The 26,675-nt window shown below is 39.7% G+C and carries 21 protein-coding genes and 1 riboswitch; of the genes, 18 read left to right on the forward strand and 3 right to left on the reverse strand.

Going from position 1 to position 26,675, the window contains the following annotated elements:
- Window positions 1-13: 13 nt before the first annotated feature.
- Window positions 14-688, reverse strand: coding sequence for a VC0807 family protein (locus GLW08_RS13160; protein WP_237458445.1), 675 nt, complete (start codon window positions 686-688; stop codon window positions 14-16).
- 161 nt (window positions 689-849) lie between these two features.
- Between GLW08_RS13160 and GLW08_RS13165 the strand changes: the two genes are divergently transcribed.
- The 8 genes from GLW08_RS13165 to GLW08_RS13200 all read left to right on the forward strand — a co-directional run bounded on the left by GLW08_RS13165 (window position 850) and on the right by GLW08_RS13200 (window position 14,392).
- The gene (locus GLW08_RS13165; RefSeq protein WP_160849111.1) at window positions 850-2,202 is read left to right on the forward strand and encodes a dipeptidase; all 1,353 of its coding nucleotides are present in this window, start codon (window positions 850-852) and stop codon (window positions 2,200-2,202) included.
- 511 nt (window positions 2,203-2,713) lie between these two features.
- The gene (gene glgB / locus GLW08_RS13170; RefSeq protein WP_160849112.1) at window positions 2,714-4,627 is read left to right on the forward strand and encodes a 1,4-alpha-glucan branching protein GlgB; all 1,914 of its coding nucleotides are present in this window, start codon (window positions 2,714-2,716) and stop codon (window positions 4,625-4,627) included.
- On the forward strand, window positions 4,624-5,784 hold the full coding sequence (locus GLW08_RS13175; RefSeq protein WP_160849113.1) for a glucose-1-phosphate adenylyltransferase: 1,161 nt from the start codon (window positions 4,624-4,626) through the stop codon (window positions 5,782-5,784). Before glgB ends, GLW08_RS13175 begins: the two co-directional genes overlap by 4 nt.
- Before the next feature lie 13 nt (window positions 5,785-5,797).
- Window positions 5,798-6,904: a glucose-1-phosphate adenylyltransferase subunit GlgD gene (gene glgD, locus GLW08_RS13180; protein WP_160849114.1), complete on the forward strand. Its 1,107-nt coding sequence runs from the start codon at window positions 5,798-5,800 to the stop codon at window positions 6,902-6,904.
- Between the two features lie 87 nt (window positions 6,905-6,991).
- Complete coding sequence (gene glgA / locus GLW08_RS13185; protein WP_337193938.1) at window positions 6,992-8,446, forward strand: glycogen synthase GlgA; 1,455 nt, start codon at window positions 6,992-6,994, stop codon at window positions 8,444-8,446.
- Between the two features lie 26 nt (window positions 8,447-8,472).
- On the forward strand, window positions 8,473-10,911 hold the full coding sequence (locus GLW08_RS13190) for a glycogen/starch/alpha-glucan phosphorylase (RefSeq protein ID WP_160849115.1): 2,439 nt from the start codon (window positions 8,473-8,475) through the stop codon (window positions 10,909-10,911).
- 21 nt (window positions 10,912-10,932) lie between these two features.
- On the forward strand, window positions 10,933-12,849 hold the full coding sequence (locus tag GLW08_RS13195; RefSeq protein WP_160849116.1) for an alpha-amylase family glycosyl hydrolase: 1,917 nt from the start codon (window positions 10,933-10,935) through the stop codon (window positions 12,847-12,849).
- A 316-nt stretch (window positions 12,850-13,165) separates the two neighbouring features.
- Window positions 13,166-14,392 carry a CHAD domain-containing protein gene (locus tag GLW08_RS13200; RefSeq protein WP_160849117.1) on the forward strand — a complete coding sequence of 409 codons (1,227 nt, stop codon included), beginning with the start codon at window positions 13,166-13,168 and terminating at the stop codon, window positions 14,390-14,392.
- A gap of 55 nt (window positions 14,393-14,447) precedes the next feature.
- On the opposite strand, the gene GLW08_RS13205 is transcribed toward GLW08_RS13200, so the two are convergent.
- The gene (locus GLW08_RS13205) at window positions 14,448-15,578 is read right to left on the reverse strand and encodes a DUF2515 family protein (protein ID WP_160849118.1); all 1,131 of its coding nucleotides are present in this window, start codon (window positions 15,576-15,578) and stop codon (window positions 14,448-14,450) included.
- A gap of 649 nt (window positions 15,579-16,227) precedes the next feature.
- Here GLW08_RS13205 and GLW08_RS13210 point away from each other — a divergent pair.
- The 10 genes from GLW08_RS13210 to GLW08_RS13255 all read left to right on the forward strand — a co-directional run bounded on the left by GLW08_RS13210 (window position 16,228) and on the right by GLW08_RS13255 (window position 25,825).
- Complete coding sequence (locus GLW08_RS13210) at window positions 16,228-17,139, forward strand: AEC family transporter (RefSeq protein ID WP_160849119.1); 912 nt, start codon at window positions 16,228-16,230, stop codon at window positions 17,137-17,139.
- 299 nt (window positions 17,140-17,438) lie between these two features.
- Window positions 17,439-17,546, forward strand: a riboswitch (SAM riboswitch).
- 98 nt (window positions 17,547-17,644) lie between these two features.
- Window positions 17,645-18,361, forward strand: a complete 717-nt coding sequence (locus GLW08_RS13215; RefSeq protein ID WP_160849120.1) for a phosphoadenylyl-sulfate reductase — start codon at window positions 17,645-17,647, stop codon at window positions 18,359-18,361.
- A gap of 23 nt (window positions 18,362-18,384) precedes the next feature.
- Window positions 18,385-19,458, forward strand: coding sequence for an inorganic phosphate transporter (locus tag GLW08_RS13220; protein WP_160849121.1), 1,074 nt, complete (start codon window positions 18,385-18,387; stop codon window positions 19,456-19,458).
- A 22-nt stretch (window positions 19,459-19,480) separates the two neighbouring features.
- Window positions 19,481-20,641 (forward strand): sulfate adenylyltransferase, encoded by a 1,161-nt coding sequence (gene sat, locus GLW08_RS13225; RefSeq protein WP_160849122.1) that lies wholly within the window; start codon window positions 19,481-19,483, stop codon window positions 20,639-20,641.
- The gene (gene cysC / locus GLW08_RS13230; RefSeq protein WP_160849123.1) at window positions 20,641-21,240 is read left to right on the forward strand and encodes an adenylyl-sulfate kinase; all 600 of its coding nucleotides are present in this window, start codon (window positions 20,641-20,643) and stop codon (window positions 21,238-21,240) included. Before sat ends, cysC begins: the two co-directional genes overlap by 1 nt.
- A gap of 33 nt (window positions 21,241-21,273) precedes the next feature.
- Complete coding sequence (cobA, locus tag GLW08_RS13235; protein ID WP_160849124.1) at window positions 21,274-22,059, forward strand: uroporphyrinogen-III C-methyltransferase; 786 nt, start codon at window positions 21,274-21,276, stop codon at window positions 22,057-22,059.
- 13 nt (window positions 22,060-22,072) lie between these two features.
- Window positions 22,073-22,804 (forward strand): sirohydrochlorin chelatase, encoded by a 732-nt coding sequence (locus tag GLW08_RS13240; protein ID WP_160849125.1) that lies wholly within the window; start codon window positions 22,073-22,075, stop codon window positions 22,802-22,804.
- Window positions 22,801-23,427: an NAD(P)-binding protein gene (locus GLW08_RS13245; RefSeq protein WP_160849126.1), complete on the forward strand. Its 627-nt coding sequence runs from the start codon at window positions 22,801-22,803 to the stop codon at window positions 23,425-23,427. Before GLW08_RS13240 ends, GLW08_RS13245 begins: the two co-directional genes overlap by 4 nt.
- Window positions 23,428-23,775: 348 nt before the next feature.
- Window positions 23,776-24,207, forward strand: a complete 432-nt coding sequence (locus tag GLW08_RS13250) for a MarR family winged helix-turn-helix transcriptional regulator (RefSeq protein ID WP_160849127.1) — start codon at window positions 23,776-23,778, stop codon at window positions 24,205-24,207.
- 1 nt (window position 24,208) lies between these two features.
- Window positions 24,209-25,825, forward strand: coding sequence for a DHA2 family efflux MFS transporter permease subunit (locus GLW08_RS13255; RefSeq protein ID WP_160849128.1), 1,617 nt, complete (start codon window positions 24,209-24,211; stop codon window positions 25,823-25,825).
- Window positions 25,826-25,872: 47 nt separating this feature from the next.
- Here the strand turns inward: GLW08_RS13255 and GLW08_RS13260 are convergent, their stop codons facing one another.
- Entirely contained in the window at window positions 25,873-26,613 is a 741-nt protein-coding gene (locus GLW08_RS13260; protein ID WP_160849129.1) for a Cof-type HAD-IIB family hydrolase, read from the reverse strand.
- Between the last annotated feature and the right edge of the window lie 62 nt (window positions 26,614-26,675).

A 26,675-nucleotide genomic window follows, 5' to 3' on the forward strand; every position in this document is an offset into this window, starting at 1 on the left:
GGGGAGAGAGATGCTAACTTTCCTGTGCGATTGATTCTTTTTCTTCTTCTACGGTTTGTGATGCGGATTTCACTAAGTCAGGCGAGTCGTTAATAATTTTTCCAACATATAGATACCCACCTATGATGGGAATCGTCAGTCCCCAGTTTACAACTTGTCTAAGTATAATTCCTTCATCGAACGCTTCTACTCCGTATTTAGTAATGAGCCAGGCTTTAATGCTAGCTAAGATAATATTTTGTAAGGCAAATGCAACTACGATCCAGTTAAAGATGTAGTATATTTTTTTGTGGAAGAAAAGCTTTTTATTGATTTGGCGATCGAAGCCTTGCAGTTCGGTGAAATCTAGAGCAAAATAGAGCGCAATTGGTCTTCTAATGATAATCGTAACTAGAAATAAACCAGCCATAGCATAGGCATAATATACATTATTCCAAAGCAGATTGATTGCTGAACCTGATAACACATCAATAAGCGTACCAACAACAAGGGTGGAAATCATATAAATACCAAACACATTGATTTTTTTCAGTGCCTTGAAACGGTAAATCGTATAGATGATTCCAGGTACAGAGGACAAAAGCATGGCATAATAATCTCCAATAGGATCGCGCAGCATATGCCAGATCACTAAAGGAAAAATGACGTAGCAGATAATATCCAGCAGGGCAAATTTGTTATTGTTCAACGAGTTGTCTCCTTCTCTTTTTTTGTTTAGGAAGATTATATCATTCCATTATACTTAAGGATATTTTCATCTTGAATAATCTTCCTGAGGCATCTTGAAGCAAAATACCATTCTATTCCTTGTTATAATGAAAGTAAGATTTTATATAGGAGGTGCGATGAATGAAACAAACCATCGCTTTACAAAAGGACCGTTACATAGAAGAACTTAAGGATTTTTTGAAAATACCTAGTATATCTGCCTTGAGCGAACATAAGCAGGATGTCCTTTCTGCAGCGAAGTGGCTGGAAGGGTCTCTTCAGAACATAGGCATGGAAAATATCGAAATCATGGAAACAGAGGGACATCCGGTCGTATATGCAGATTGGCTTCACGCAGAAGGGAAGCCTACGGTGTTAATTTATGGTCACTATGATGTACAGCCAGCAGACCCATTAGATTTATGGGAGACACCACCGTTTGAGCCTGTTATTCGTGATGAGAAGCTGTTTGCACGAGGGGCCACAGATGATAAAGGACAGCTGTTTATTCATGTAAAAGCGCTCGAAGCCATCATGAACCAAGATGGAGAGCTGCCTGTAAACGTTAAGTTTTGCATTGAAGGGGAAGAGGAGCTAGCAAGTCCCAATCTCCCACCTTTTATCGATCAGCATCAGGATAAACTTGCTGCAGACGCTGTATTGATCTCAGATACGTCTTTCATTGAACAAGGCCAACCAGCTATCTGCACTTCCTTACGAGGGGCACTCGCTATGGAATTGACGGTAAAAACAGCAAACTCTGATCTTCATTCAGGTGTCTATGGTGGCGGAGTTCCAAACGCTGTGCATAGCCTCGTGCGTTTATTGGATTCTCTTCATTATCAAAATGGACAAGTCGCTGTAGAGGGATTCTATGAAGGGATTCCAGAACCGACCGATGAGCTTAAGCAAGAAGTAGCTCAAGTTCCATTTAATGAAGAAAAAACCAAACAGGACCTTGGACTTGAAGCGCTATATGGAGAAGAAGGTTTCACATTCCAAGAGCGTACAGGTATTCGCCCAACCCTTGAAATCAACGGGATAACAGGAGGATTTCAAGGAGAAGGGATCAAGACCATCGTGCCATCGGAGGCGAGCGCAAAAATAAGCTGCCGACTAGTAGGAGAGCAGAATCCTCAACAGGTGTACGAAGCGATTCAGCAACATATCCACCAGCATCAACCAGTGGGAACGAAAACGGAGATGAAGCAGTTTATTAAAGCCAATCCTGTTTCATTGGATTCTCAAAATGATATGATTCAAAAAGCTGCAGACGCTTATGAAGGCGTATATGGAGTGCGCCCACTATACCCTAAAGAAGGTGGGTCAATCCCCATTGTTGAAGTATTTTCACGCGTATTAAGTGCGCCAGTGGTATTGATGGGCTTTGGTTTGCCGTCGGAAAACTTACATGCACCTAATGAGCATTTTCATTTAGAGAATTTCACAAAAGGTATTGAAACGGTAACAGAATATTTGTATTCGTTAGAGTAATGATTACAAAACACATCTCGCTGAGGTGTGTTTTTGTTTTTTTCTACTTAATAAATATTGACCAAAATCATTTTATAACCTCTAATGAAAATAGGTACGGACATACGATGCGCTATTTTTAACACTCCAAGTGAACATATGGTTTCTTAATTTAACATATCCAAACAATCATAAGCTCTGAAAATATAAAATAGCGTACCAGATGTCCTCAAAATTTATGATAAGCCACTTTTCTACAAGTGAGGCATAATCCAGCCAAGATAGAAAGTATTCTATTATTTTCTTTCAACAATTTTTACCAACATACCAGTCGTTTTTACCGCAAACATCCCCGGTAAATCAACAATCATCCAGAAATATCATAGTGGAACGACGAATTACGACTAAATACGACATAATTTTTCAGAAATTTGCGAAGAAAATAAATTGTTATCATATCTCGGTAATTTTATAATGAAAGTATGTACAAGAGTAACGTATTAAATTTTGATAGACGAGAAGGAGTGTCGGTGTGGTAGTTAATACAGCATTTGAGCATGATGTTTATTTATTTCACCAAGGTAATCTTCGTTATAGCTATCAGCTTCTCGGGGCACATGCAGTAACTCAAAATGGAGAAAATGGGATCCGTTTTGCTGTTTGGGCACCAAACGCTGTTCAGGTAAGTGTAGTAGGAATGTTTAACAATTGGGATGGTCGCGAACATCAAATGGTCAAGCTTAATGACAATGGGATATGGTACATCTTTATTCCAAGGTTAGAAAAAGGAACAATCTATAAGTATGAGATATTAACTGCGCATGGACATTTATCACTGAAAGCAGACCCTTATGCATTTTCGAGTGAGTTACGTCCAAATACTGCTTCTGTCGTTTATCCTCTAGAACCCTATGAGTGGGGTGATGGAGAATGGATGAAGCATAGACAACAAACCAATCTCTATGAATCTCCTATGTCTATCTATGAGCTTCATTTAGGTTCTTGGAAGTATATTGAAGAAGAAGTGTTCTATACATATAGAGAGTATGCAGATATGGTCATTCCTTACGTGAAGGAGCTTGGCTATACGCACATTGAACTCCTACCGTTGACGGAGCATCCCTTTGATCGTTCTTGGGGATATCAAGCCACAGGATATTTTGCTGTAACGTCTCGTTACGGAACACCTGATGATTTTCGGTACTTTGTAGATCAGTGTCACCAAAATGGGATTGGGGTTATTCTAGATTGGGTTCCAGGTCATTTTTGTAAAGATCAGCATGGTTTAAGAAGATTTGATGGAGAACCGTTATACGAATATTCCAACCCTAGTAAAGCGGAGAAGACGCAGTGGGGTACGTTGACATTTGATTTTGGCAGAAATGAAGTACAAAGCTTTCTAATCTCTAATGCAATTTACTGGTTGAAGGAGTATCACTTAGATGGGTTGCGTGTAGATGCGGTAGCAAGCATGTTATACCTTGATTTTGGTAAAGAAGAAGGTGAGTGGGAACTAAACGAATATGGTGGACGAGAGAATATTGAAGCAGTGTCCTTTATTAAGAAGATGAATGAAGCCATTTTTGAAGAGGTCCCAAATGTACTGATGATGGCAGAAGAATCAACTTCATGGCCTTTAGTCAGTGCTCCAACGTATATTGGTGGGCTTGGTTTTAATTATAAATGGAACATGGGCTGGATGAATGACATGCTGAAATACATGGAAATGGATCCAATCCATCGAAAATATCATCACAATTTAATTACATTTTCTCTGTTTTATGCGTTTTCCGAGAACTTTGTATTGCCGATTTCCCATGATGAAGTCGTTCATGGGAAGAAATCGTTATTAAATAAAATGCCAGGTGATTATTGGAAGAAATTCGCAAGCTTACGAGCGTTTTTAGCTTTTATGTATGCTCATCCTGGGAAGAAACTGCTATTCATGGGAAGCGAATTTGGTCAGTTTGATGAGTGGAAGGACATGGAGGATTTGGACTGGGAGTTATTAGATTATGAATCTCATGCTTCTACTTTAGAATATATGAAACAACTTCATAAACTGTACAAGGATATGCCAGCTTTATGGGAGTTAGATCATGAACAAGAAGGTTTTGAGTGGATTGATCCTCATAATTACGAACAGAGTGTCATATCATTCGTTCGTAATAGTCGTTCTTCTAATGATCAATTAGTGGTTGTGTGTAATTTCACACCTCAGGTACATCATGATTACAGAGTAGGCGTGCCTAAGGTGGGTTCATATAAAGAAGTGTTCACAAGTGATGCAACGCATTTCGGTGGCTCTGGCCAAACCAATGGACGTCTTTTAGAAACGATACCTGAACCATGGCAAGGACAACATCAGCATATATCGATGACCATCCCACCACTTGCCGTTAGCTTCTTGAAGCGAACTTCTACACCAAAGGAGGAAAATGCATGAAACAAAAAGAATGTGTAGCCATGCTTTTGGCAGGTGGCCAAGGAACTAGACTAAAATCCTTAACAAAGCAAATTGCCAAACCGGCAGTTTATTTTGGAGGGAAGTATCGAATTATCGATTTCCCTCTTAGTAATTGTACAAATTCAGGCATTGATACAGTTGGTGTATTAACGCAATATGAGCCGTTAATTTTGAATGATTACATTGGAATAGGCTCTTCATGGGATCTAGATCGCAAATTTGGTGGTGTATCTGTCCTTCCTCCATATATGCAAGCTGATGGTGGTGATTGGTACAAGGGGACCGCAAATGCTATTTATCGAAATATTAAATTCTTAAACCAATATGAGCCAGAGCATGTGCTCATTCTATCTGGTGATCATATTTACAAAATGGATTATGAAGAGATGCTTGATTATCATAAGACAACAGAAGCGGATGCGACTATCTCTGTATTAGAAGTTCCTTGGGCGGATGCAAGTCGCTTTGGAATTATGAATACGAATGAAAGCGGTCGTATTGTTGATTTTGATGAAAAGCCAGCTTACCCATTAAATAACCTCGCTTCTATGGGTGTTTATATTTTTAAATGGGATGTATTAAAGCAGTACTTAATCGAAGATGAGCAAGATCCAAATTCCTCTCATGACTTCGGTAAAGATATTATCCCTGCATTTCTAAATGATCAAAAGCGCATGATGGCGTACACATTTAAGGGGTATTGGAAGGATGTTGGTACAGTAGATAGTCTTTGGGAAGCAAATATGGATTTACTAAGCGAAAATCCTGAGCTTAACCTTAATGACTACTCCTGGCAGATTTATTCGAAAAATCCGAATCAACCAGCTCAATATATTGCACCAACAGCATACGTACGTAACGCATTGATCAATGAAGGGTGTCGGATACATGGAACGGTGGACACGTCCGTTATCTTCTACGGAGTCCACATGGAAGATAGTGCACTCGTAAAAGATTCCGTCATTATGCCAAATGTGAAGATTGGAAAGAACGTGAAAATCTATCGCTCTCTTATTGCAGAGGGAAGTGTGATTGAAGATAATACTGTCATTGGAAATCCTGAACCAGACAGTGATATTACCTTACATGCAGAAGAAGGTAGCGTTATGGCGACGAACTATGCTGTTACGAATTAACGAGGGGGATATTATGGATCGTATAGCTGGAATTATAAATTTAGATCATGAGCAGGATTTGCTAGATGAATTAACGTATTTCAGGTGTGGGGCAGCGGTTCCATTTGGTGGACGCTATCGTATGATTGATTTTGCTATATCTAATATGGCGAACTCTCGTATTGAATCCATCGCCGTATTTGCCCGTCGAAAATATCGCTCATTAATGGACCATCTTGAGCAAGGAAAGGCGTGGGATCTCGACCGTAGAAGCGGAGGGCTGTTTATTCTTCCTCCTGATTGGAATGATCCTACTGATATCTCTCGAGGTGATCTTCAACACTTCCATAATAATATGGACTTTATTAATCGTGCACGCGCTGATTATATATTAGTGTCAGGTTCACAAAATATTTGTAACATTAATTTTCAAGATGTACTAGAGGAGCATAAGGCAACAAATGCAGATGTGACGGTCATCTATAAAGATGTAGATGAATTATATCCGGAGCACCGCCTAGCGCACAAACTTAGTATAGATGAACAGAACCGGGTATTGGATATTCATAATGACCAAAAGAATACTAAGGTTTACATGGATATGTATTTGGTTGAGAAGAATTACATGAACGAATTGATTGAAGCAAGTATTGCCCATGGTCATTCTCATTTCTTCCTAGAGGGGATTAAAGGTAGATTACAAGAGATGAATGTCCATGCTTATGAATATAAAGGGACTCATGCCCTTGTAAATTCAATAGAGAGTTATTTTCGTAATAGCAGAAAACTACTAGATCGGGAAGAGCATGATGGTCTTTTTAAAGAAGACTCTCCAATCTTAACAAAAGTCAAGAATGAGGCTCCAGCTAAGTATTTACAAGACTCTGATGTAAAAAATACATTAGTCGCCAATGGCTGTCTCATTCATGGACATGTAGAAGATAGTATTCTATTTCGTGGTGTAAAAATAGGAAAAGGCGCCGTTGTTAAGAACTCTATCATTATGCAGCGATGTGAGGTTGAGGATAATGCGGTGCTTGAAAATGTCATTATTGATAAAGATTGCAAGATTACAGGAGGACGCACCTTTATAGGGGCTCCTGAGAAGCCATATGTTTTAGCGAAGCGAAAATCTATGTAAGTCATCACAGGACTGTCTGAACCCATTATTCTGGCAGTCCTTTTTTACAATAATATGTTTTATAAATTATGAAGGAGTGACGTACACGTGAAAGTATTAATGGTTGGATCCGAATGTACACCTTTTATCAAATCTGGAGGATTGGCAGACGTATTAGGTTCGCTGCCACAAGCTCTTCAAGAGCAAGGTACAGATGTACGTGTTATATTACCAAAGTATCAGGAAATGAAAGATGAGTGGAAAGAACAGCTGATGCATCTGGATGAACTGAACGTGCATATGGGATGGCGAAATCAATATGCAGGTATTGAATACTTGGAACATAATGGGGTTATCTTCTACTTTATCGATAATGAATACTACTTTAAGCGCTCAAACCTTTATGGATATGGTGATGAAGCAGAGCGTTTTGTCTTTTTTAATCGTGCCGTTATGGAGATGATTCGTGCGTTGGAGATGGAATGGATTCCAGATGTTATCCATTGTCACGACTGGCAAACTGGTTTAATTCCTGTTCTGTTACATACTCACTATGAAAATGATGAGTTGTTCCAAGGTATAAAAACAGTATTTACGATTCATAATTTAAAATATCAGGGAATTTTCCCTCAATCTGTTTTACATGACTTAATCGACTTAGATGAGGGTATGATGATAGAAGACGGGATGGAATTTTTCGGAGATATTAATTTTATGAAAGGTGCCCTCAACTACGCTGATACCATTACTACGGTTAGTGAAACCTACGCAAAAGAGATTCAAACACCTTATTATGGGGAAAACCTAGATGGAGTATTACGTAAACGCGCTGATCAACTAGTTGGCATTGTAAATGGAATCAATGATAAAGATTACAATCCAATGAGAGATGACGCGCTAGAATTTCCATACCGTAGTTCCTTAACGAAGAAACGCCAAAACAAAATGTGGCTCCAGGAACAGCTCGGGTTACCTGTAAAAAAAGATGTACCGATGATTGGTATTGTATCTAGACTAGTAGAACAAAAGGGATTCGATCTTATTGGTAGAGTAATTGATGAATTATTACATGAAGAAGACATCCAAATTGTATTACTAGGTACAGGTGAGTACCAATATGAACAAATGCTTCAGTGGGCACAAGATCGTCACCCAACCAAAATGTCTACCAATATCCAGTTTTCTGAGACGCTTTCCCGTCAAGTATATGCAGCAAGTGATTTATTTTTAATGCCTTCTAGGTTTGAACCTTGTGGTATTGGTCAATTAATTGCACTTCGTTATCTTACTGTACCAATTGTTCGTGAAACAGGTGGTTTAGCAGATACAGTACATGCATTCAACGAAAACACCGAAGAGGGAAATGGCTTTACCTTCACCAATTACAATGCTCATGACATGTTATTCACAATCAGACGAGCATTAGAGCTTTATCAAGATATGCCTACGTGGCAACAACTGGTGAAGAATATAATCAAAAGCCAATTCTCTTGGAAGTATTCTGCTAGCCAATATATTGATTTATACAACTCGATACGTGTATATGAATCAATGGAAAAGTAGTGGAGTATGAATGGAGGAAAACTATCATGTTCAGCGAGAAAGAGGAATTTAAGAAAGCTTTTTCAAGAAAGCTACAAGCAGAGCTTGGAGTATATGTAGAAAATGCCACAGAATTTGATATTTATAGAGCTCTTGGATCGCTGGTACAGGATAAGATAGGGGAAGGTTGGCTTCAAACCCAACAGCAGTATAAGGATAAGAAAGAAAAACAAGTTTATTATTTTTCTATGGAGTTCCTGATGGGGCGACTGCTCGGGAATAACTTGCTCAATTTGCAAGTACTGGAAATGGTAGAAGAAGGCCTAAGTGATTACGGATTTTCGTTATCTAGAATTGAAGATCAGGAGCATGACGCTGGCTTAGGTAACGGAGGCTTAGGTCGATTAGCGGCATGTTTCTTAGATTCGTTGGCGTCGTTGGAATTACCAGGTCATGGATGCGGATTGCGCTATCGGTATGGCATGTTCGATCAACGATTTATGAATGGCTACCAAGTAGAGCTTCCAGATAATTGGCTATCGGATCAATTTATTTGGGAGGTACGTCGACCAGAAGAAGCCATAGAAGTGAAGTTTGGTGGTCACGTATCAACGGCTAATAATGGATCAGGTGAGCTTGCGTTCCGTTATAAGAATTATAACACCCTTCGTGCTGTTCCTTACGACGTACCTGTAGTAGGGTATAACAATGAAGTCGTCAACACACTGAGGCTTTGGTCAGCTGAGCCGACGGAGAAGGATATTCTTACAGTTGCCAAGCAACAAAATGATTATACAAATATGTTGAATCATCAACGCTCATTGGAGTCGATTTCCGATTTCTTATATCCTGATGATTCTACTGATGAAGGAAAGACGCTGCGTTTGAAGCAAGAGTATTTTCTTGTATCTTCTGGTGTGCAGAGTGCTGTTCGACAGTTTGAACAATTAGAATTACCTTGGTCTTCGTTCTCAAATCAAGTCGCCCTTCATATTAATGATACACACCCAGCATTGGTGATTCCTGAACTGATGCGTATTCTCCTAGATGAGAAGGAACTAGGTTGGGAGGAAGCATGGGAGGTTACGCAATCGACTGTTTCCTATACGAACCATACAACGTTAAGTGAAGCGCTTGAAACGTGGCCTGTTGATCTAGTTCGTAACCTACTACCGAGAATTTTTATGATTATTGAAGAAATGAATGAACGGTTTTGCCAATCGCTATGGAAAACCTACCCTGGTGATTTTGACCGTATTGCGAGCTTAGCCATTATTGCAGATGGACAGGTGAAAATGGCTCATTTATCGATTGTCGGGAGCCATAGCATTAATGGTGTGGCAAAACTTCATACAGAAATACTGAAAAAACGAGAAATGAAAACATTCTTCGAGACCTTCCCAAACCGTTTCACAAATAAGACCAATGGTATTACGCACCGCCGCTGGTTAATGCACGCCAATAGACCTCTATCCCAACTCATCTCAGATCATATTGGCGAACAGTGGAAAGACCATCCTGAACAGTTAACAGATCTACTAGCAAAACAAGAAGATCCTTCCCTCTTAGATAGCCTATATGATGTAAAACAACAAAATAAGGAGTCCTTCGCGAATTGGGTGCACAAAGAAACAGGAATTATGGTTGATTCATCATCAATCTTTGATGTTCATATCAAGCGACTTCATGGTTACAAACGACAGTTACTTAATGCGCTTCATATCATGCACTTATACAATGAGATTAAATCAGGACATGCGAGAAACATGGTCCCAAGAACGTTCTTTTTTGGTGCCAAGGCAGCACCTGGGTATCATTTTGCTAAGAAAGTTATTAAGCTCATCAATCGCATATCCGATGTCGTCAATAATGACACAGATGTGAATGAACAGTTGAATGTTGTCTTTTTAGAAAATTATTCTGTGTCTATGGCTGAGAGAATCATTCCAGCGGCGAACATAAGCGAACAAATTTCAACTGCAAGCAAAGAAGCATCTGGAACAGGTAATATGAAACTCATGATGAATGGTGCGTTAACAATAGGCACGCTTGATGGAGCAAATATTGAGATCAATGAAGTCGTTGGAGATAATAACATGTACACCTTTGGGCTCCGATCCAATGAAATTCTTCGTTATTATAAAGAAGGCGGATATTCATCAAAAGAAGTGTACGATACTGATGAACGTATTCGACACACGTTAGATCAATTGATTCATTATAGCCCTTTTTCAAAAGGGGAAACAGAGTTCAAGGATTTGTATGATGCCCTTCTCACATACAATGATGAGTTTTTTGTACTCAAAGACTTTGCTAGCTATGTAGAGGCGCAGCAGCAGATTGATGACGATTATAAGCAAACAAGAGAATGGTGTAGGAAAAGCTTGATTAATATCGCTCACTCAGGAAAATTCTCAAGCGATCAGACCATTCAGTCCTATGCATCAGATATATGGCGTTTACAGCAAGTGAAAACGTTACGTTGATCGATTAAAGGAGGACATTATGTGAAGCAGCATGACATGTATCATAATAGCTTTTTACAGTCTTATAGGGAGCCTTTCGGTGCTGCACCGAGAGGCTCAAACGTTTCATTAACGATTGATGTCCACAATCACCATCAGGTTCAAAAGGTAATTGTCCATTATATTTATGATAAATCTGATGAAGAACAAACGAAGGAACTGGATTTATATAGTGAAAAGCATTACTACAACAGTTTCGAGGCGACCATAAAAATGCCGGATGAGCCTCAACTGGTTTGGTATTATTTTGAGATTGTATTAGAAGAATACACGTTTTTCTACGGACGCTTATCGATTGAAGAAAGTGGAGAAGGCGTTTTATATGAACACATCCCTCCGTCTTGGCAAATAACGGTGTACGACCCAGAGTACCAGACACCTAGGTGGTGGAAAAATGCCACCATGTATCAAATCTTTCCTGATCGATTCCATGTAGAAGGAGATCCGGAACTCGAGAAAGCTCCAAAATCGAGTTTAATGCATACGCATTGGGAGAATGATCCATATTACATTAGAGATGAGAATGGAGGAGTTGTTCGATGGGACTTTTTCGGCGGGAACATCCAAGGCATTATACATAAATTAGATTATATCAAATCGCTAGGGGTTACCGTCATTTACTTGAACCCTATATTTGAAGCTGAAAGCAACCATCGATATGATACAGGGGATTATCATAAGATTGATCTATTACTAGGCACAAAAGAAGACTTTGAACAGCTTATCGCTGAAGCGAAAGATAGAGGCATCGAAATTATGTTGGATGGTGTATTTAGCCATACAGGTAGTAATAGTATCTATTTCAATCAAAGAAATGAATACGATTCTCTAGGCGCATATCAATCCAAATCATCTCCCTACTATGATTGGTATATGTTCCATGAGTGGCCAGATGAGTATGAGGCGTGGTGGGGAGTAGGAACGTTACCTACGCTCAATAAGGAAGTGGAAAGCTATCAACAATTTCTCGTTCATAATGAAGACAGTGTCATAAAAACATGGCAACAATCTGGTATGAATCATTGGCGTCTGGATGTTGCGGATGAATTAACAGATGATCTAATTAGACAAATTTATCAGCAGTTGAAAACGAATGACGAATCTAGTGTTCTATTAGGTGAAGTGTGGGAAGATGCATCAAATAAATCAGCCTATGGGAAACGAAGGGAGTATTTTCTTGGAGGCGTACTTGACTCCGTCATGAACTACCCACTTCGCGATTTAATGCTAGATTTTATCAAGGGGGAAGTAGACGCTTACTTCCTCCATCGTCGCTTACTCACGTTACGAGAGCATTATCCTAGAGAGTATTTTTATGCTTTAATGAACATGCTCTCTAGCCATGACGTAGAACGAGTTAAAACGATGCTCGATGCATTTTTGCCTGATGACTTATTGGATGAAGAACGAAGGAACATTATACAACAACAAGTCAAAGCTTTAAGTTTATGGCTCTACACGTTTCCTGGTATCCCATCTTTGTATTACGGAGATGAAGCGGGCGTGACAGGAGGAAAAGACCCCGATAATCGTAAGCCATTTCCTTGGGGGAGAGAAGAGAAAGAACTCGTGCATTGGTACACCAAAATTGGTCAATGGCGTAGCAACCACGCTGCCCTTCGAACAGGAAGCTTTAAACCTCATGCTTTACACGAGGATGTGTATGCATACGAGCGCTGGGTTAAAAATGGGGTGGATGAGTTCGGGAAGAAAGCCAATAACGAACACATGCTGTATCTCATCAACCGTAACTACCAGGAAGAAATTGAAGTGACCTTGTCCATTAGAAAAGGAAGATGGCAGCACATGCTTGACCACCGAATGTTCCGTACTAAAAAAGGAAAGCTTACTATTACATTAGCTCCTTGTGAGAGTATGTTGTTGAGACATATACATTAGATAGAAGTCCTCTGGATGCTCCAAAGCAACCAGGGGATTTTTTATAATTTCATTAGGTATATGGAAGTCCAAATAGATAAAGATAATAAAAAGAGTTCAAAGTTTGAGAAAACGTGCGGATTCTTCAGGTATACTATCCTCATAATACATAATTAATAGTACTTACTGAGTAAGTATCTCAATGTTGATTCATCTAAAATCCTAGAATTTTTCCATCCTTTGTGTGTTTTTTCAATTCTTATGGGTAAAAGAAGTTAATTGATTGCAAGATTAGGGAAAAGATTTTGTATAAATAAGCGAATAGCGGGGTGAATACATGGACAATACATCGCTAACCTTACAGATTGATGGCATGGGACGCTTTGTGATTCCAAAAGAAATGCGTGATGCTTTAGGGTTTGAGGATCAAGGACTCGTCATTAACTCTCTATCTAAGCGAAGAGGGATTTCCATATCTAAGGCGTCAGCTAATACGGCTAAAAAAAATACAAAACGACTAGATGTAGATGGTCGGCTGTTAATACCTGCTCAATTCAGAAAAGAGCTTGGATGGGTGAAGGGAAAAGAGCTCGAGCTAGAAATAGAAAAAGATTATGCCGTGCTACAAGAAAGCCCTAGTCGATGTATTATTTGTGGGAATAAAAAGCAGTTACTTGAAGTGAAGGAATCATTTGTATGTGAGGATTGTTTGTCTACGGCGAATGTCGTTTATATCGAAAGATGGCAGAAAGGTCTAGATAAGCTAGTCCACCAATATAAGTCCTATTGCGAGCAAGCTTTGTCTTTTGAAGATGGAAAGGAACTCCATCAAGCACGTGTGAAGGGAAGACGACTTGAAACCATCCTGTTCTTTATAGGAGTAGGGAAGGACCATGCACTTATTGAACGAATTCAAGAAGCACATGATCGCCTCGGTAAGGTACGTGAAAGTGATGTATTCATAGACTCTTTCAAGAAAAGAGCAGAACAAGAAGAAGATTCAAGCCATGCACAAGTGTACCGTCAATTTGCGGAGCTAAGAGAAGAAAAACGTGAGAAGCATCAAAAGAAGCTAGCCAAAAATTTACCGGAAATCATTGATAATCGGTTTATGGAGCTGTGGGAACAGTTTAAAACAAACGAATTACGAAACTATCTCTTACCTTTAAAGATAGATGAGAGACTAAATGAATACGAACAGACTTTTAAAGAACTAACCCAAACATTTAATGAGGAAGTAACTGAAAAGGGCAAGAATGATAAATCCTCATTAAAAACCCTACACTCCGTTCGGATTAAGGCGAAAGCATTACGGTATATTTGTAAATACCTTGGTGATATGTATGGTAAACCTTATAAGAAGAAAGCCAAACAATATAAGGAAGTGCAACGTAACCTTGGAGATATAAATGATTTACGGGATTTCTTAAAGGAAATAAAACAGAATCAGAAGAAAGTAGATGTAAGCAAACAACAAATTCAACAAGTGAGAGGTCAATTAAACCAGGAGCTTGTTGAATTGTTGGAAAGTTTTGAAGTTAAAGAGCTTACGACGACATCTTAGGTATATTGTTTCACGTGAAACATCCTCATAAAGCATAAAAATCGGTAAACTATTATTAGTTTGCCGATTTTTTGTCTTCTTCTCGCCCCAAAAAGGTTTTCTTCATAAGGGCTGCAAGTTCAAGCTTGGTAATGGTCTCACAGTATGCGGCTTTGATTTTGCCTGAGGTTGACGTATTTGGTTTGGATAAGAAGTCTACTTTATCCCAATCGTCAAACCAGTCGTCGTTACTTGCTTTTTGGTGTCTAATTTCATCCCAGACCTCTTGTAATTTTGGACTATACAATAAAGGAGCTCTCGGCTTTAACTGACACTGGTATGTTTTTAAACGTAAGGGATAAGAGGAAGTGTCTTTAGTATGGTGAAATAAGTGAGGCCAATAATCCATTCGAGATCCCGTGTGTGGATGTTGAGACGTCCAGGCTAATACATTTTTTAGTCTTCGCTTGTCGTTGAATAAAAGGTGATATAACCGCTTTCCTAGTTCAATTCGTTTAAGGATGGAAGCGAAGTGATGCACGGTTTCTCCTATTATCATGATTTCAGTACCTTTTTGATATGGAATTAGAATATGATTTAAACTTAACAAGTCTTGAAGTTTAAATTCTATCGTACCAAGCACGTTTTTCTGTATTTGTTGAGATTGCACCAATCTATCTTCAATGTAGTGTTGCTCATTTGTTATCAATGCGTAGGTTAACATCGTTTTGGAAGGACGGTACCAAAAAAAATGCCAACTTGCTTCCATGAAAGAAGAGATATTCATTGCTGGCAGAAGATGAAATAATGGTTTGTGCTGCTTTTTGCTTTCCTCATAAAGCAATAATTGAGGGTATGCATCTTGGAAAATCAACCAATTCCCTCGTTCAAGAAACATAAAAAAGTCTACCTGTTCTTGTTCGGATAGTAAGTGGGGCAAGCATTCACCCTTTAAATCAGTCATATTCCATCCGGAATTTCTAGATACTAAATGAGCTAACAAAGCCCACTCAATCTCAGGGTACTCTTGATAAAATTTCAGGTATGCTGCCGTGCGAGTCACATTGTCTTTATTATATTGGTTCGTTTTATGTGAGATATAAGTGATGATGTCTTTTTCATCATGTGATAGAGGTGAGGGGGAAGTAGGAACAAGGCTTTCTTTTACTTTATTTTCCTTTATACTTTTCTTCATTTCTTGAATCATTTGGTTGTGTTGCTTCCTATGCTTCCAACTAATTAGGCTCACTTCCCTTCCGTGGTAAAGTGGCATTGTTTGTAGATTGTATGAGGCTAGGAGATGAAACATGAAGGTAGTTCTTTTTTTACATGTTTAGGATGAAAGTTGATACGCAATTAAATCTCTGTCTATATCCAAATGTAAAAGGAGACTTTGTTAACTATTGTGGATGATGTGCCAGAATCGCTCCATTCTCTTGAAGACTTGAGTTCGAGGTAAATACTTTTATTAAGCGTGATGTTTCCGACACCTTAATATGGAATAAAGGTTGCCTGGGAAAAACTCGCGTCCTGCCTCGTGTAGTGCCGCAGGAAAGCTAACTATTTCCCGGCCTTTCTTTTCTCCTATCAATGCAATGGAAACACCCCATTCCCCCCAAACTCTCTCAACTTCAAATCTTCAAGATTATGCCTCTTATGTTTCATAACTTTTTTCTATCAATCTTTGCGGACTTAAATAACCGCGGCATCTGCGTCTAAAGTGGGCGTTGTGTTATGTTGTTTTAGAATCATCCTTTGAATTAGCCCTACATGTATGACAAATATGATATGGTAATGAATAGGAAAAAATGTACGAAGCATGAATTGGAATAGTATATCAGTTAGGAGACGAATAAATGGATAGCTTTAACAGCCAGTTTTTATATTCAGTTTTAATCATCGCACTTGGATATATCTTAAAACGAACAAATTTAATTAAAGAGCAAGATGGTGAAGGTTTAGCAAGGATTATCTTTAATCTGACTCTGCCATCGTTATTAATCGTCACCTTTCATGATATTGAAATCGATTCCTCATTAATCCTGTTAATTGTAATAGCCATCGTATATGGTTTGATTCAAGCGGCGTTGGGTTTACTTCTCTTTAAAAACGAAGAAAAGCGCACAAAAGGAATGCTATCCATGATGGCGCCAGGCTTTAACATTGGACTTTTTGCGTTCCCGCTCGTTGAGGCGATTTGGGGGGAAGAAGGATTAAAATACTTTGGGATGTTTGATTTTGGAAATGCATTGATCGTATTTGGTGTTATTTATGTGATTGGCAGCATTTATTCTGATGCAGGTGAGCGAAAAGATTTGAGGCATGTGGTAGGCAAAGTAACCAAATCCGTTCCACTAATCACATACGTGACAGTATGTACATTAAATTTTACAGGAGTGACCATTCCTTCGGTTATCATTGAGGTTTCAGAAACGATATCCGTTGCTAATATGCCGTTATCTTTATTGCTGCTTGGTATCTACTTAAACTTCTCTTTCGCAAAAGGATCTAGTAGCCAAATTATTAAATTACTTTCTCTAAGATACGTAGTTGGACTAGGAATAGGGATTTTAATGTTTGTGTTTTTACCTTTTGAGAGTATGTTTAAATATACAGTACTTATTGCACTAATCCTTCCTATGTCAGCTTCTGTGTTGCCTTATGCGGTTGAATTTGATTATGATCGTAAATTTGTTGGTACTGTCTCCAACATTACCATTATCGTAAGTTTCTTCCTTCTCTGGGGAGTGGGGACCTTAATAATATAAAAAACATGCAGCGTTTAGGTATTTTTACCTATACGCTTTTTTATTAGGCTGGGGATGTTTTTTGATTATTATGAGGTAAGGCGCTTGCACATTTCTTCATTTTTCACATGTACTATATTGACATCTATTATGAAATGCTTTAAAGTTACGAGTATTCAAAAAATTATAATAAACACGTATAGAACCTATTGCTTTTATCATATAGTGGAACAAACGCTAAAGATGAAAAGGCGATATTTTTTTACCCCTAAAGCCTACAATCCCGATGAATTAACTTGGGATATCCATTTAGAACATAACTCTTATCAGGAGTGACGGAGGGAACTGGCCCGCAGATGTCCGGCAACCTGCTTACAAAAGCAAGGTGCTAATTCCAGCAAAATGACCATCATTTTGGAAGATAAGGCAACATTGCTTGTTAATCTGCCTTTCCAAAATGGGGAGGCAGATTTCGTTTGTGTAAAGCACTATTTTTATCCTGGTCAATCGTTAGGAGGTTGATGGAATGACAACAGTTACGCATGACAATTGGGAAACTAGTGAGAAGCCCGTTTTCGATATTATGACTCCTACAAAAGGAGCGCAAGAAGTGTTGGAATGGTCTTATCATCATTACGGTGATGATATTGTATATGCTTGTAGCTTTGGTGTAGAAGGAATGGTCATGATTGATTTGATTGCCAGAGTGAAGCCGACTGCAAGAATTATTTTCTTAGATACAGGAATTCATTTTAAAGAAACATATGAACTGATTGATAGAGTGAAGGAGCGCTATCCTGAATTACAGATCAAAATGGTAAAGCCTCATCTTACACTTGATGAACAGGCAGAAGAGTATGGAGAAGCCTTATGGGAGAGAAATCCGAATAAGTGCTGTAACATTCGGAAGATTATCCCTCTAGAGAAGGAGTTATCCCAAGAGGAAGCTTGGATTTCAGGTTTGCGAAGAGAGCAGTCTCCTTCTAGAGCATCTACGGATTTTCTAAACAAGGATGATAAATTTAAAGCCGTAAAAGTATGTCCGTTAATTCATTGGACTTGGCAAGATATTTGGAACTATGTGCGTAAAGAAGATTTGCCATATAATCCACTACATGAGCAAGGGTACCCAAGTATAGGCTGTTCTGTATGCACGGCTAAAGTTACCGATTCCGGTGACTCACGAGCTGGGAGGTGGGCTAACACAGACAAAACGGAATGTGGTCTTCATTCCGATTCTTAGAGTAATAGATAAGGAGATTATCCATGACAGTATTGGCGATTGCAGTAGCACTGTTTTTTGCAATGAACATAGGGGCAAGCGGCGCAGCAGCAGCAATGGGGACCACGTTTGGTTCTGGTGCTATCAAGAAAAAACGAATAGCACTTGTTCTATGTAGTGTCGGTGTTGTATTAGGAGCTTCTTTTGGTGGTCAGGAAGTTGCGGAAACGATCGGAAGTGGAGTGATCCCTTCTTCCATTATCAACCTAAAAGTTGTGTTAATTATTCTCTTTTCAGCTACCATGTCCCTATTTATCGCCAATATGCTAGGCATACCATTGTCGACTAGTGAAGTAACAGTCGGGGCTGTCATTGGAGTCGGTATTGCCAGTCAAATTCTCTTCGTAGAAAAACTTTTTTTTCTGTTATTGATTTGGATTTTGGTTCCGATTAGTGCCTTCTTGATAGCTCTATTGTCTGCAAAAGGTATAAAGCTTTTAGAGAATCATTCTACTGCAATCCATCAACCCAATTGGCAAAAACGATTCACGTTTATCTTGATTGGTGCAGGATTTCTCGAAGCAGTGGCAGCAGGCATGAATAACGTAGGAAATGCGGTAGGACCTCTAATTGGTGCAGGGGTACTTTCTATGAATACAGGCACTGTAGTTGGTGGGATTTTTGTAGCGCTTGGTGTTCTCTTGTTTGGAGGCAAGGTGCTGGAAACGAATGGGAAGCGTATTACCCGTTTTTCCTTAATTGAAGGGTGTTCCATTACAAGTATCGGTGCGGGTCTTGTGATAGCGGCATCTATTTTAGGGATTCCAGTCCCTCTAACACAAATTACTACATCCGCCATTATGGGAGTAGGAGCTGGGAAAAGTGGCCAAATCCTTTTCAAAAAGCGCATTATCAAGAGAATGTTAATGGTGTGGGCCGTATCCCCCGTATTCTCCTTAGTCTTTTCTTATGGATTAGTAAAATTGTTTTTAGAAAGTGATATGTATTCCCTTGTAGCCATTGGAAGCATGTTCTTGGCAACAGTAGGGTCGCTGTATCTTATTAAGACAGTACGGGAAGAAAAAGCAATGATTAATGAACAAGGTAGTGGCATTTAACTAATTATTGGAGGGTTACAAAATGACAAAGAGCGTACCACATGGAGGAACATTAATTAATCGATGGGATTCAGACTATTCTTATTCCCATATCCAAACAGAAATCGAACTAGATGCGATTGCATTAAGTGATTTAGAGCTTATTGGCATTGGCGGGTATAGCCCTTTAACCGGTTTTCTAGAAGAAGCAGACTATCACTCTGTCGTTGAGAATATGAAACTAGAGAACGGGCTTCCATGGAGTATTCCGATTACTCTTCCGGTTACAGAAGAGAAGGCAAATACGTTGAGCACTGGAGATGAGGTCCGCCTCGTCTATCAAGGGGATGTGTACGGTGTGCTAACCGTGAATTCGATCTTTTCACCGGATAAATCGAAAGAAGCACAATATGTGTATCAAACAACAGATGCTGCACACCCTGGGGTGAAAAAGGTGTATGATCGTCCTGATCATTATGTAGGTGGTCCGATTACATTAATCAAACGTACACCGAAGGGGCGCTTCACACAATATTATAAAGACCCTGTTGAAACAAGAAACTATTTCACAAAACAAGGTTGGGAAAACATTGTAGGATTCCAAACAAGAAATCCTGTTCATCGTGCGCATGAATACATTCAAAAGACGGCTCTTGAAATAGTTGATGGTCTATTCTTAAACCCATTAGTAGGCGAAACTAAATCCGATGATATCCCTGCTGATGTGCGGATGGAAAGTTATGAAGTCATCTTGGAAAACTATTATCCTGAAGATCGAGTGTACTTAAGTGCCTTTCCTGCAGCGATGCGCTATGCCGGGCCAAGAGAAGCTGTATTCCACGCATTGGTACGTAAAAACTTTGGATGTACCCATTTCATAGTCGGGCGAGATCATGCAGGAGTAGGCGATTATTACGGAACCTATGATGCACAAAAAATATTCTCAAACTTTACCGAAGAGGAATTAGGCATTAAGACGTTGTTCTTTGAACATAGCTTCTATTGCAAAAAGTGTGATGGAATGGCCTCTAACAAAACATGCCCACATGATAAAGAACATCATATGATGCTATCAGGTACAAAAGTAAGAGAAAAACTACAACGTGGAGAAAAACTACCTCCAGAATTTAGTAGACCAGAGGTAGTCGAAACATTAATCAAAGGGATGAAACAGGATGCGGTCCAAACAGGAGGAAAAGAGTAATGAGTGAAGAACGAAACCTAACTTGGCATGCATCTACTATCACGAAAGATCTTCGTCATCGTAAAAATGAACATAAAAGTGCCATTCTTTGGTTTACAGGCCTTTCTGGTGCAGGTAAATCCTCCATTGCCAATGCTGTATCTTTAAAGCTATTTGATGAATCCATCCAGCATTTTGTCCTTGATGGAGATAATGTACGCCATGGTTTGAATAAAGACCTTGGTTTTAGCGAAGAAGATCGCAAGGAGAATATTAGAAGAATAGGCGAAGTAGCCAAACTCTTTATTGATAGTGGCCAATTTGCCATTACAGCTTTTATTTCCCCTTTCCAGGAAGATCGAAATGATGTGCGTGAACTTGTTGAAGAAGATGAGTTCATCGAAATTCATGTGAAATGCTCGTTAGCTGAATGCGAGAAACGAGATCCAAAAGGGCTATATAAGAAAGTAAAACAAGGGGAAATTAAAAATTTCACTGGAATAGATTCTCCTTATGAAGCACCGGAATCACCAGAGATTGTAGTGGATGCAGAGAACGACTCAGTGGAAGCATGTAGTGATCAAATTATTGCATATTTACGCGAGCAACAATATATCTAATAAGAAGGAGTTAATCATAAAGGGGGCCATTAGATGGGGAAGGTATATCTTGTAGGTGCTGGACCTGGGGATGCAGACCTTATTACAGTCAAGGGACTGAAATGCATCCAACAGGCAGATGTTATTTTATACGATCGCCTTATTAACACAGAGTTACTGGAACAAGCCAAAGAAGATGTGGAGCTGATCTATTGTGGTAAGCTTCCGAATCATCATGCATTACAACAAGATACCATTAATCACTTCCTGGTGAAGCACGCTCGTAAAGGTAAGGTGGTTACTAGATTAAAGGGGGGCGATCCGTTTGTTTATGGACGTGGCGGTGAAGAAGCCGAAGCGTTAGCCAAAAACTGCGTCGATTTTGAAGTCGTCCCTGGCATTACATCTGGAATCGCAGCACCTGCTTATGCTGGTATCCCAGTCACCCATCGTGAACTTGGCTCTACTTTTGCATTTGTTACTGGTCATCAGAAAGAAGGAGAGGAAGAAGAGCTGCGCTGGGAAAGTCTAGCAAAGGGAATCGATACATTAGCTATTTATATGGGAGTGAAAAATCTTCCATATATCGTTGATCAATTAACGAAGTATGGGCGTAGCTTTTCAACCCCCGTTGCCCTGATTCATTGGGGAACAACACACGAGCAAAAGGTGACGACAGGAACACTAGCAACTATTGCAGAGGATGCGGAACGAGACGAAGTCAAAAACCCTAGTATGATTATCGTAGGAGAAGTTGTAAGATTCCGCGAAAGCATTAGTTGGTATGAGAAGCTACTAGAGGAGCAAAATGAACAAGTAGTAGCGGCAAATGTGAACTAAGGAGAGGTCGGCAATGCAAGCTGTACTATATGTATGTCATGGAAGTCGTGTAGCAAAAGGAAGACAACAGGCGGTATCATTCATTGAGCAATGCATGGAAACCATTGATGAACCAATACAAGAGGTTTGCTTCCTTGAGCTAGCTCAACCTACCATTGAGGAAGGTGTGCAGGCATGTATCGAACAAGGTGCGACGAAGGTCGCGGTAATACCGATACTGTTACTTTCTGCTAATCACGCAAAGCACGATATTCCAGATGAACTTGAGCCTATAAAACAAGCCCACCCATCGGTTCAGTTCCAATATGGGGCACCATTTGGTGTGCATGAGCGCATTGTTGATATTTTGCTAGAACGTATCCATGAACAGGGAACGGAGCCCACTACAGACGATATGATCTTACTTGTAGGTAGAGGAAGTAGTGATGAAGCAGTCAAGGAAAATTTCCGAGAGATTGAATCCTATGTAAAACAAAAAACCAACCTACATAAGGTAGAAACCTGCTATCTTGCTGCGGCTCATCCGACCTTTGCTGAGGGGTTAGAACAAGCAAAAGCTTCAGAGGCTAAACGTGTATTCGTAGTACCTTATTTGTTATTTACGGGCATTCTCATGCAAGAAATGACAGAAGCGATTGAAGAGTTATCCTCTCCTCAACCGTTCATTCTATGTAACTATCTTGGCTATCATCCTAACCTTCGTGAAGTCTTGCGAGATCGCGTGTATGAGGCAATAGGTGCATGAGTTCCTATCCGGTTATGCTGAATCTTGCCAATAAGAAAGTGCTCGTTGTAGGAGGGGGCTCCATAGCTTACCGGAAGATTTCTGGTCTACAAGATTCAGGTGCAAGTATCCATGTTGTGGCCCAGTCAGTGGATCCGTCCATTGAAGCACTTGAACAGTTAGGTGCTGTTAACGTGGAACGAAAGGCATTTGAGTCGAGTGATCTGGCTGGAGCATTTTTGATTATTGCGGCGACAGACAGCATAGAAGTCAATGAATGGATTAGCAAGGAAGCAGCTGATCATCAATTAGTAAATCGAGCAGATCGGGCCGCGTCTGGAAATACCATCATCCCTTCTAGTATTAAAAGAGGTAAACTGACTATCGCTGTTTCAACAGAAGGAGCAAGTCCGAAGCTAACCAAGAAGATTAAGCAAGAAATCGCAGAGAAATACGACGAATCGTATGAAGCGTATATTGACTTTTTACATGAAGTCCGAGGTCGTGTTCACCATTCCAATCTGAGTCAAGAAACAAAAAAACGACTCCTCGAGCAAGTACTCGAGGAAGAATACCGAACATCCCCCTCCAAGCGACAACATTTCTTGTATCAACTCGAATTTGGGTTTTTGCAAGATGAGTGAGAGGCTTGGGGCGTGTGTAAAGGTAGGAAACCACTCGTGTTGAGTGGTTTTTTTATTGCTCTCTTTCTTGTTGATTCAGAGCGAGGTTGGGAGTGTTGAGCAACTTTCTGAGAGGGGAGGGAGGTGAAATAGAGCTTGGGAGCGACATTTTGGCGAGAAAGAGGAAAAACGGAACGACAATTTCGAAATAGGGGCGACTTTTCTGAAATAGGAGCGAGCGCGGAATTCAGAGGTACCTTAACGCGCGCACCCCGTGCTCCTCCCTTTCTCTTAAATATATATCTTGCGAAAATAGTTAACCAGGTGTACTATTAATGGAGTGAATATATCGAGAAAGGAAGTTTGTGATTGGATCAAGAGAAAATGAAGCTGATTTCTGAGCTGGAAGTTACCATGCGCATGTTTATTAGAGATTTTAGGAAAGAAATGAACGAACAGCTTGGGGACGGGTTTACCAGTAGTGATGTTGCTTTTTTGCGTATAATAAATGAATCAAGTAATCAAAATGTATCGACTCTTGCTTCTACGCTGAATGTATCCAAAAGTCACGCTACCTCTGTTACAGATCGACTGGTGGAGAAGGAGCTTATTACACGGGAGCGATCGACGAGTGATAGGAGAGTTATTGTATTAGCTCTTACAGATAAAGGTAGTGAAGTGCTTACTCATTTAGAGGGCATACGTGAGAAGTATATGCAAAAACGATTTGAGCCATTGTCAAAAGAAGATCTCAAAGAACTTATTCGAATTTATAGTTTACTGAGCAGTGAGGAGGAGTAACGTGGAGCATCTTGAACACAGACAAAAAGTGACCATTATGATTGCCATTATGGCAGCGATGCTGTTCGCCGCATTGAACCAAACCATTGTCGGCACAGCGTTACCCGTCATTGTAGCGGATATTGGGGGGATGGACTATTTTAGTTGGGTCTTTACCATTTACATGTTAACGACGAGTCTTACAGCTATTCTAGTTGGTAAACTCTCCGACACCTATGGAAGAAAACCGTTTATTTTAGTCGGAATAGGTGTGTTTATTGTTGGAGCGCTATTATGTGGAACGTCCGTGAATATCTATCAATTAATCATCTATCGTGGAATTCAAGGCTTTGGAGGCGGGATGATTATGTCCACGGCATTCACAGCTATCGGAGATTTATTCCCACCACGTGAACGCGGTCGTTGGCAAGGATTAATGGCGTCTGTGTTTGGACTTTCCAGTGTCTTTGGACCAACCCTTGGTGGTTATATCGTAGACACCTTTAAGTGGAATTGGGTATTCTGGGTCTTCCTGCCGTTTGGTATTGTTGCTTTTATTATGATTTATAAAATGTTTCCGAACATCAAATCAGACGAAAAAACAACGGTCGATTACCTTGGTGCCATCATTTTAGCTTCAACCATCACACCTCTCTTATTGGCTTTTTCATGGGCAGGGGAAACGTATGCATGGGATTCTGCAGTTATTATTGGCCTGTTTAGTTGGTCTGTAGTGGCGTTAAGTGTATTTGTTTATGTGGAACAGAGAGCGAAAAATCCTGTGATCCCACTACACTTGTTTAAAAATAGTATTTTTACGATTTCAAATGTCAGTGGACTATTAATGGGGATGGGCATGTTTGGTGCTATTATGTATATGCCATTCTTTATTCAAGGCGTTATGGGCATATCGGCTACGAAGTCAGGATTTGTCATGATGTCGATGATGCTTAGTATGGTCATCACGAGTACAGTAGGTGGTCAACTGATTACGAAAACAGGGCGATATAAGGTTTTTGCCATTGCAGGACTACTTATCATGGGAATAGGGATGTTCTCGATGTCCCAGATGAATGTAGACACTACATTAATTGGAGCGGTTCGAAACTTGATGATTGTCGGATTAGGTTTAGGACTTAGTTTCCCAGTTTTAACGCTAACCGTGCAAAATGCTGTTGATTATAAATATTTAGGTGTAGCCACATCGGCTTCGCAGTTTTTCCGCCAAGCAGGAGGAACCATTGGCGTATCGATTATGGGGGCGATTATGAATCGCATTATGACGAATGAAATGCAAAGTCTATCGATTTCTTCTGGTCAAACTTCTCAGCTAGACACTGTGAAAGCAATTGAAGATCCTCAAGTATTGATGGATCCAGATAAGATTAATCAGATTAAAGAAACTGTTCCTAATGAGATGTTACCTGTATTTAACCAGGTTATTGATAAGGTGCAGATTGTGTTAAGTACTGCATTAGGTGGTTCATTTCTGTTTGGGACGTTTGTTTTGGGAGTAGCTCTAGTGCTAATTTTATTCTTAAAGGAAATTCCTTTACGCATGACGAATAAAACTGATGAAGAATCTGCCAATGAGAATACTCATGAGGGCAATGTTCAAGAGTCTGAGGCTACAGTATAAACAAAGCCCCACTGATTATCCGAATTCAGTGGGGCTTTTTAGTATTTTTATTTTAAAATAGACTCTATAGCTTTTGCTACACCGTGCTCTTCATTTGTAGCCGTTACCCAGTTTGCTTCTTTTTTCACAACATCTTGCGCATTTCCCATTGCTACGCCATAGCCTGCCTCGTGAATCATCGCTATATCATTTAAGCTGTCTCCAATAGCCATAACATGATCCATGGAAAGGTCGAGCCACTTCGATACTTTTCGAAGTGCAGTTGCTTTATTAATTCCAACAGGATTTACCTCAATATTGGTTAAGCTTGAGTTGGTCACTTCGAACGTACCTTTTTCTTTTATTTCATTCATTACAGTTTCTCGAAGTTCGTCATCATGTATCTCAAATCCGAATTTGATCCAGTCGTAATCCTCTACTTCTTTTTCGAAAGGAAGTTGGCTACTAAAGCGGCCTTGTACGGTTGAGGACCAGAAAGCTACATTGTGTCGATTCGTAAGTTCCCATAGGTGCTGAACATCTTCCATAGGGAGGGTATTCCGTTCAACAAGGGTAAAATCCTGATCGTAGATTTCTCCTCCATTGATGGTGACAAGGTAGGCAGATTCTCCAAGTGTCGTAATAATATCTTTACAGGTGGACAAGGCTCTGCCTGTGCTAATGACGACATGGATGCCTTGTTCTTTCGCTTTATGAATGGCGTTACGATTTTCTTCAGATATTTCATGATGTTTATTTAGTAACGTACCGTCCATATCTATCGCGACTAATTTAATATCTTTTTGCATGTGTTCTTGTCCTCCTTTTGTCCAACAAACAACCACTCTTATTCTAATACAAAAATCTTAAT

Origin of the sequence: Pontibacillus yanchengensis (assembly GCF_009856295.1) — a bacterium.
In the GTDB taxonomy this organism is placed as follows: Bacteria; Bacillota; Bacilli; order Bacillales; family BH030062; genus Pontibacillus; species Pontibacillus yanchengensis_A.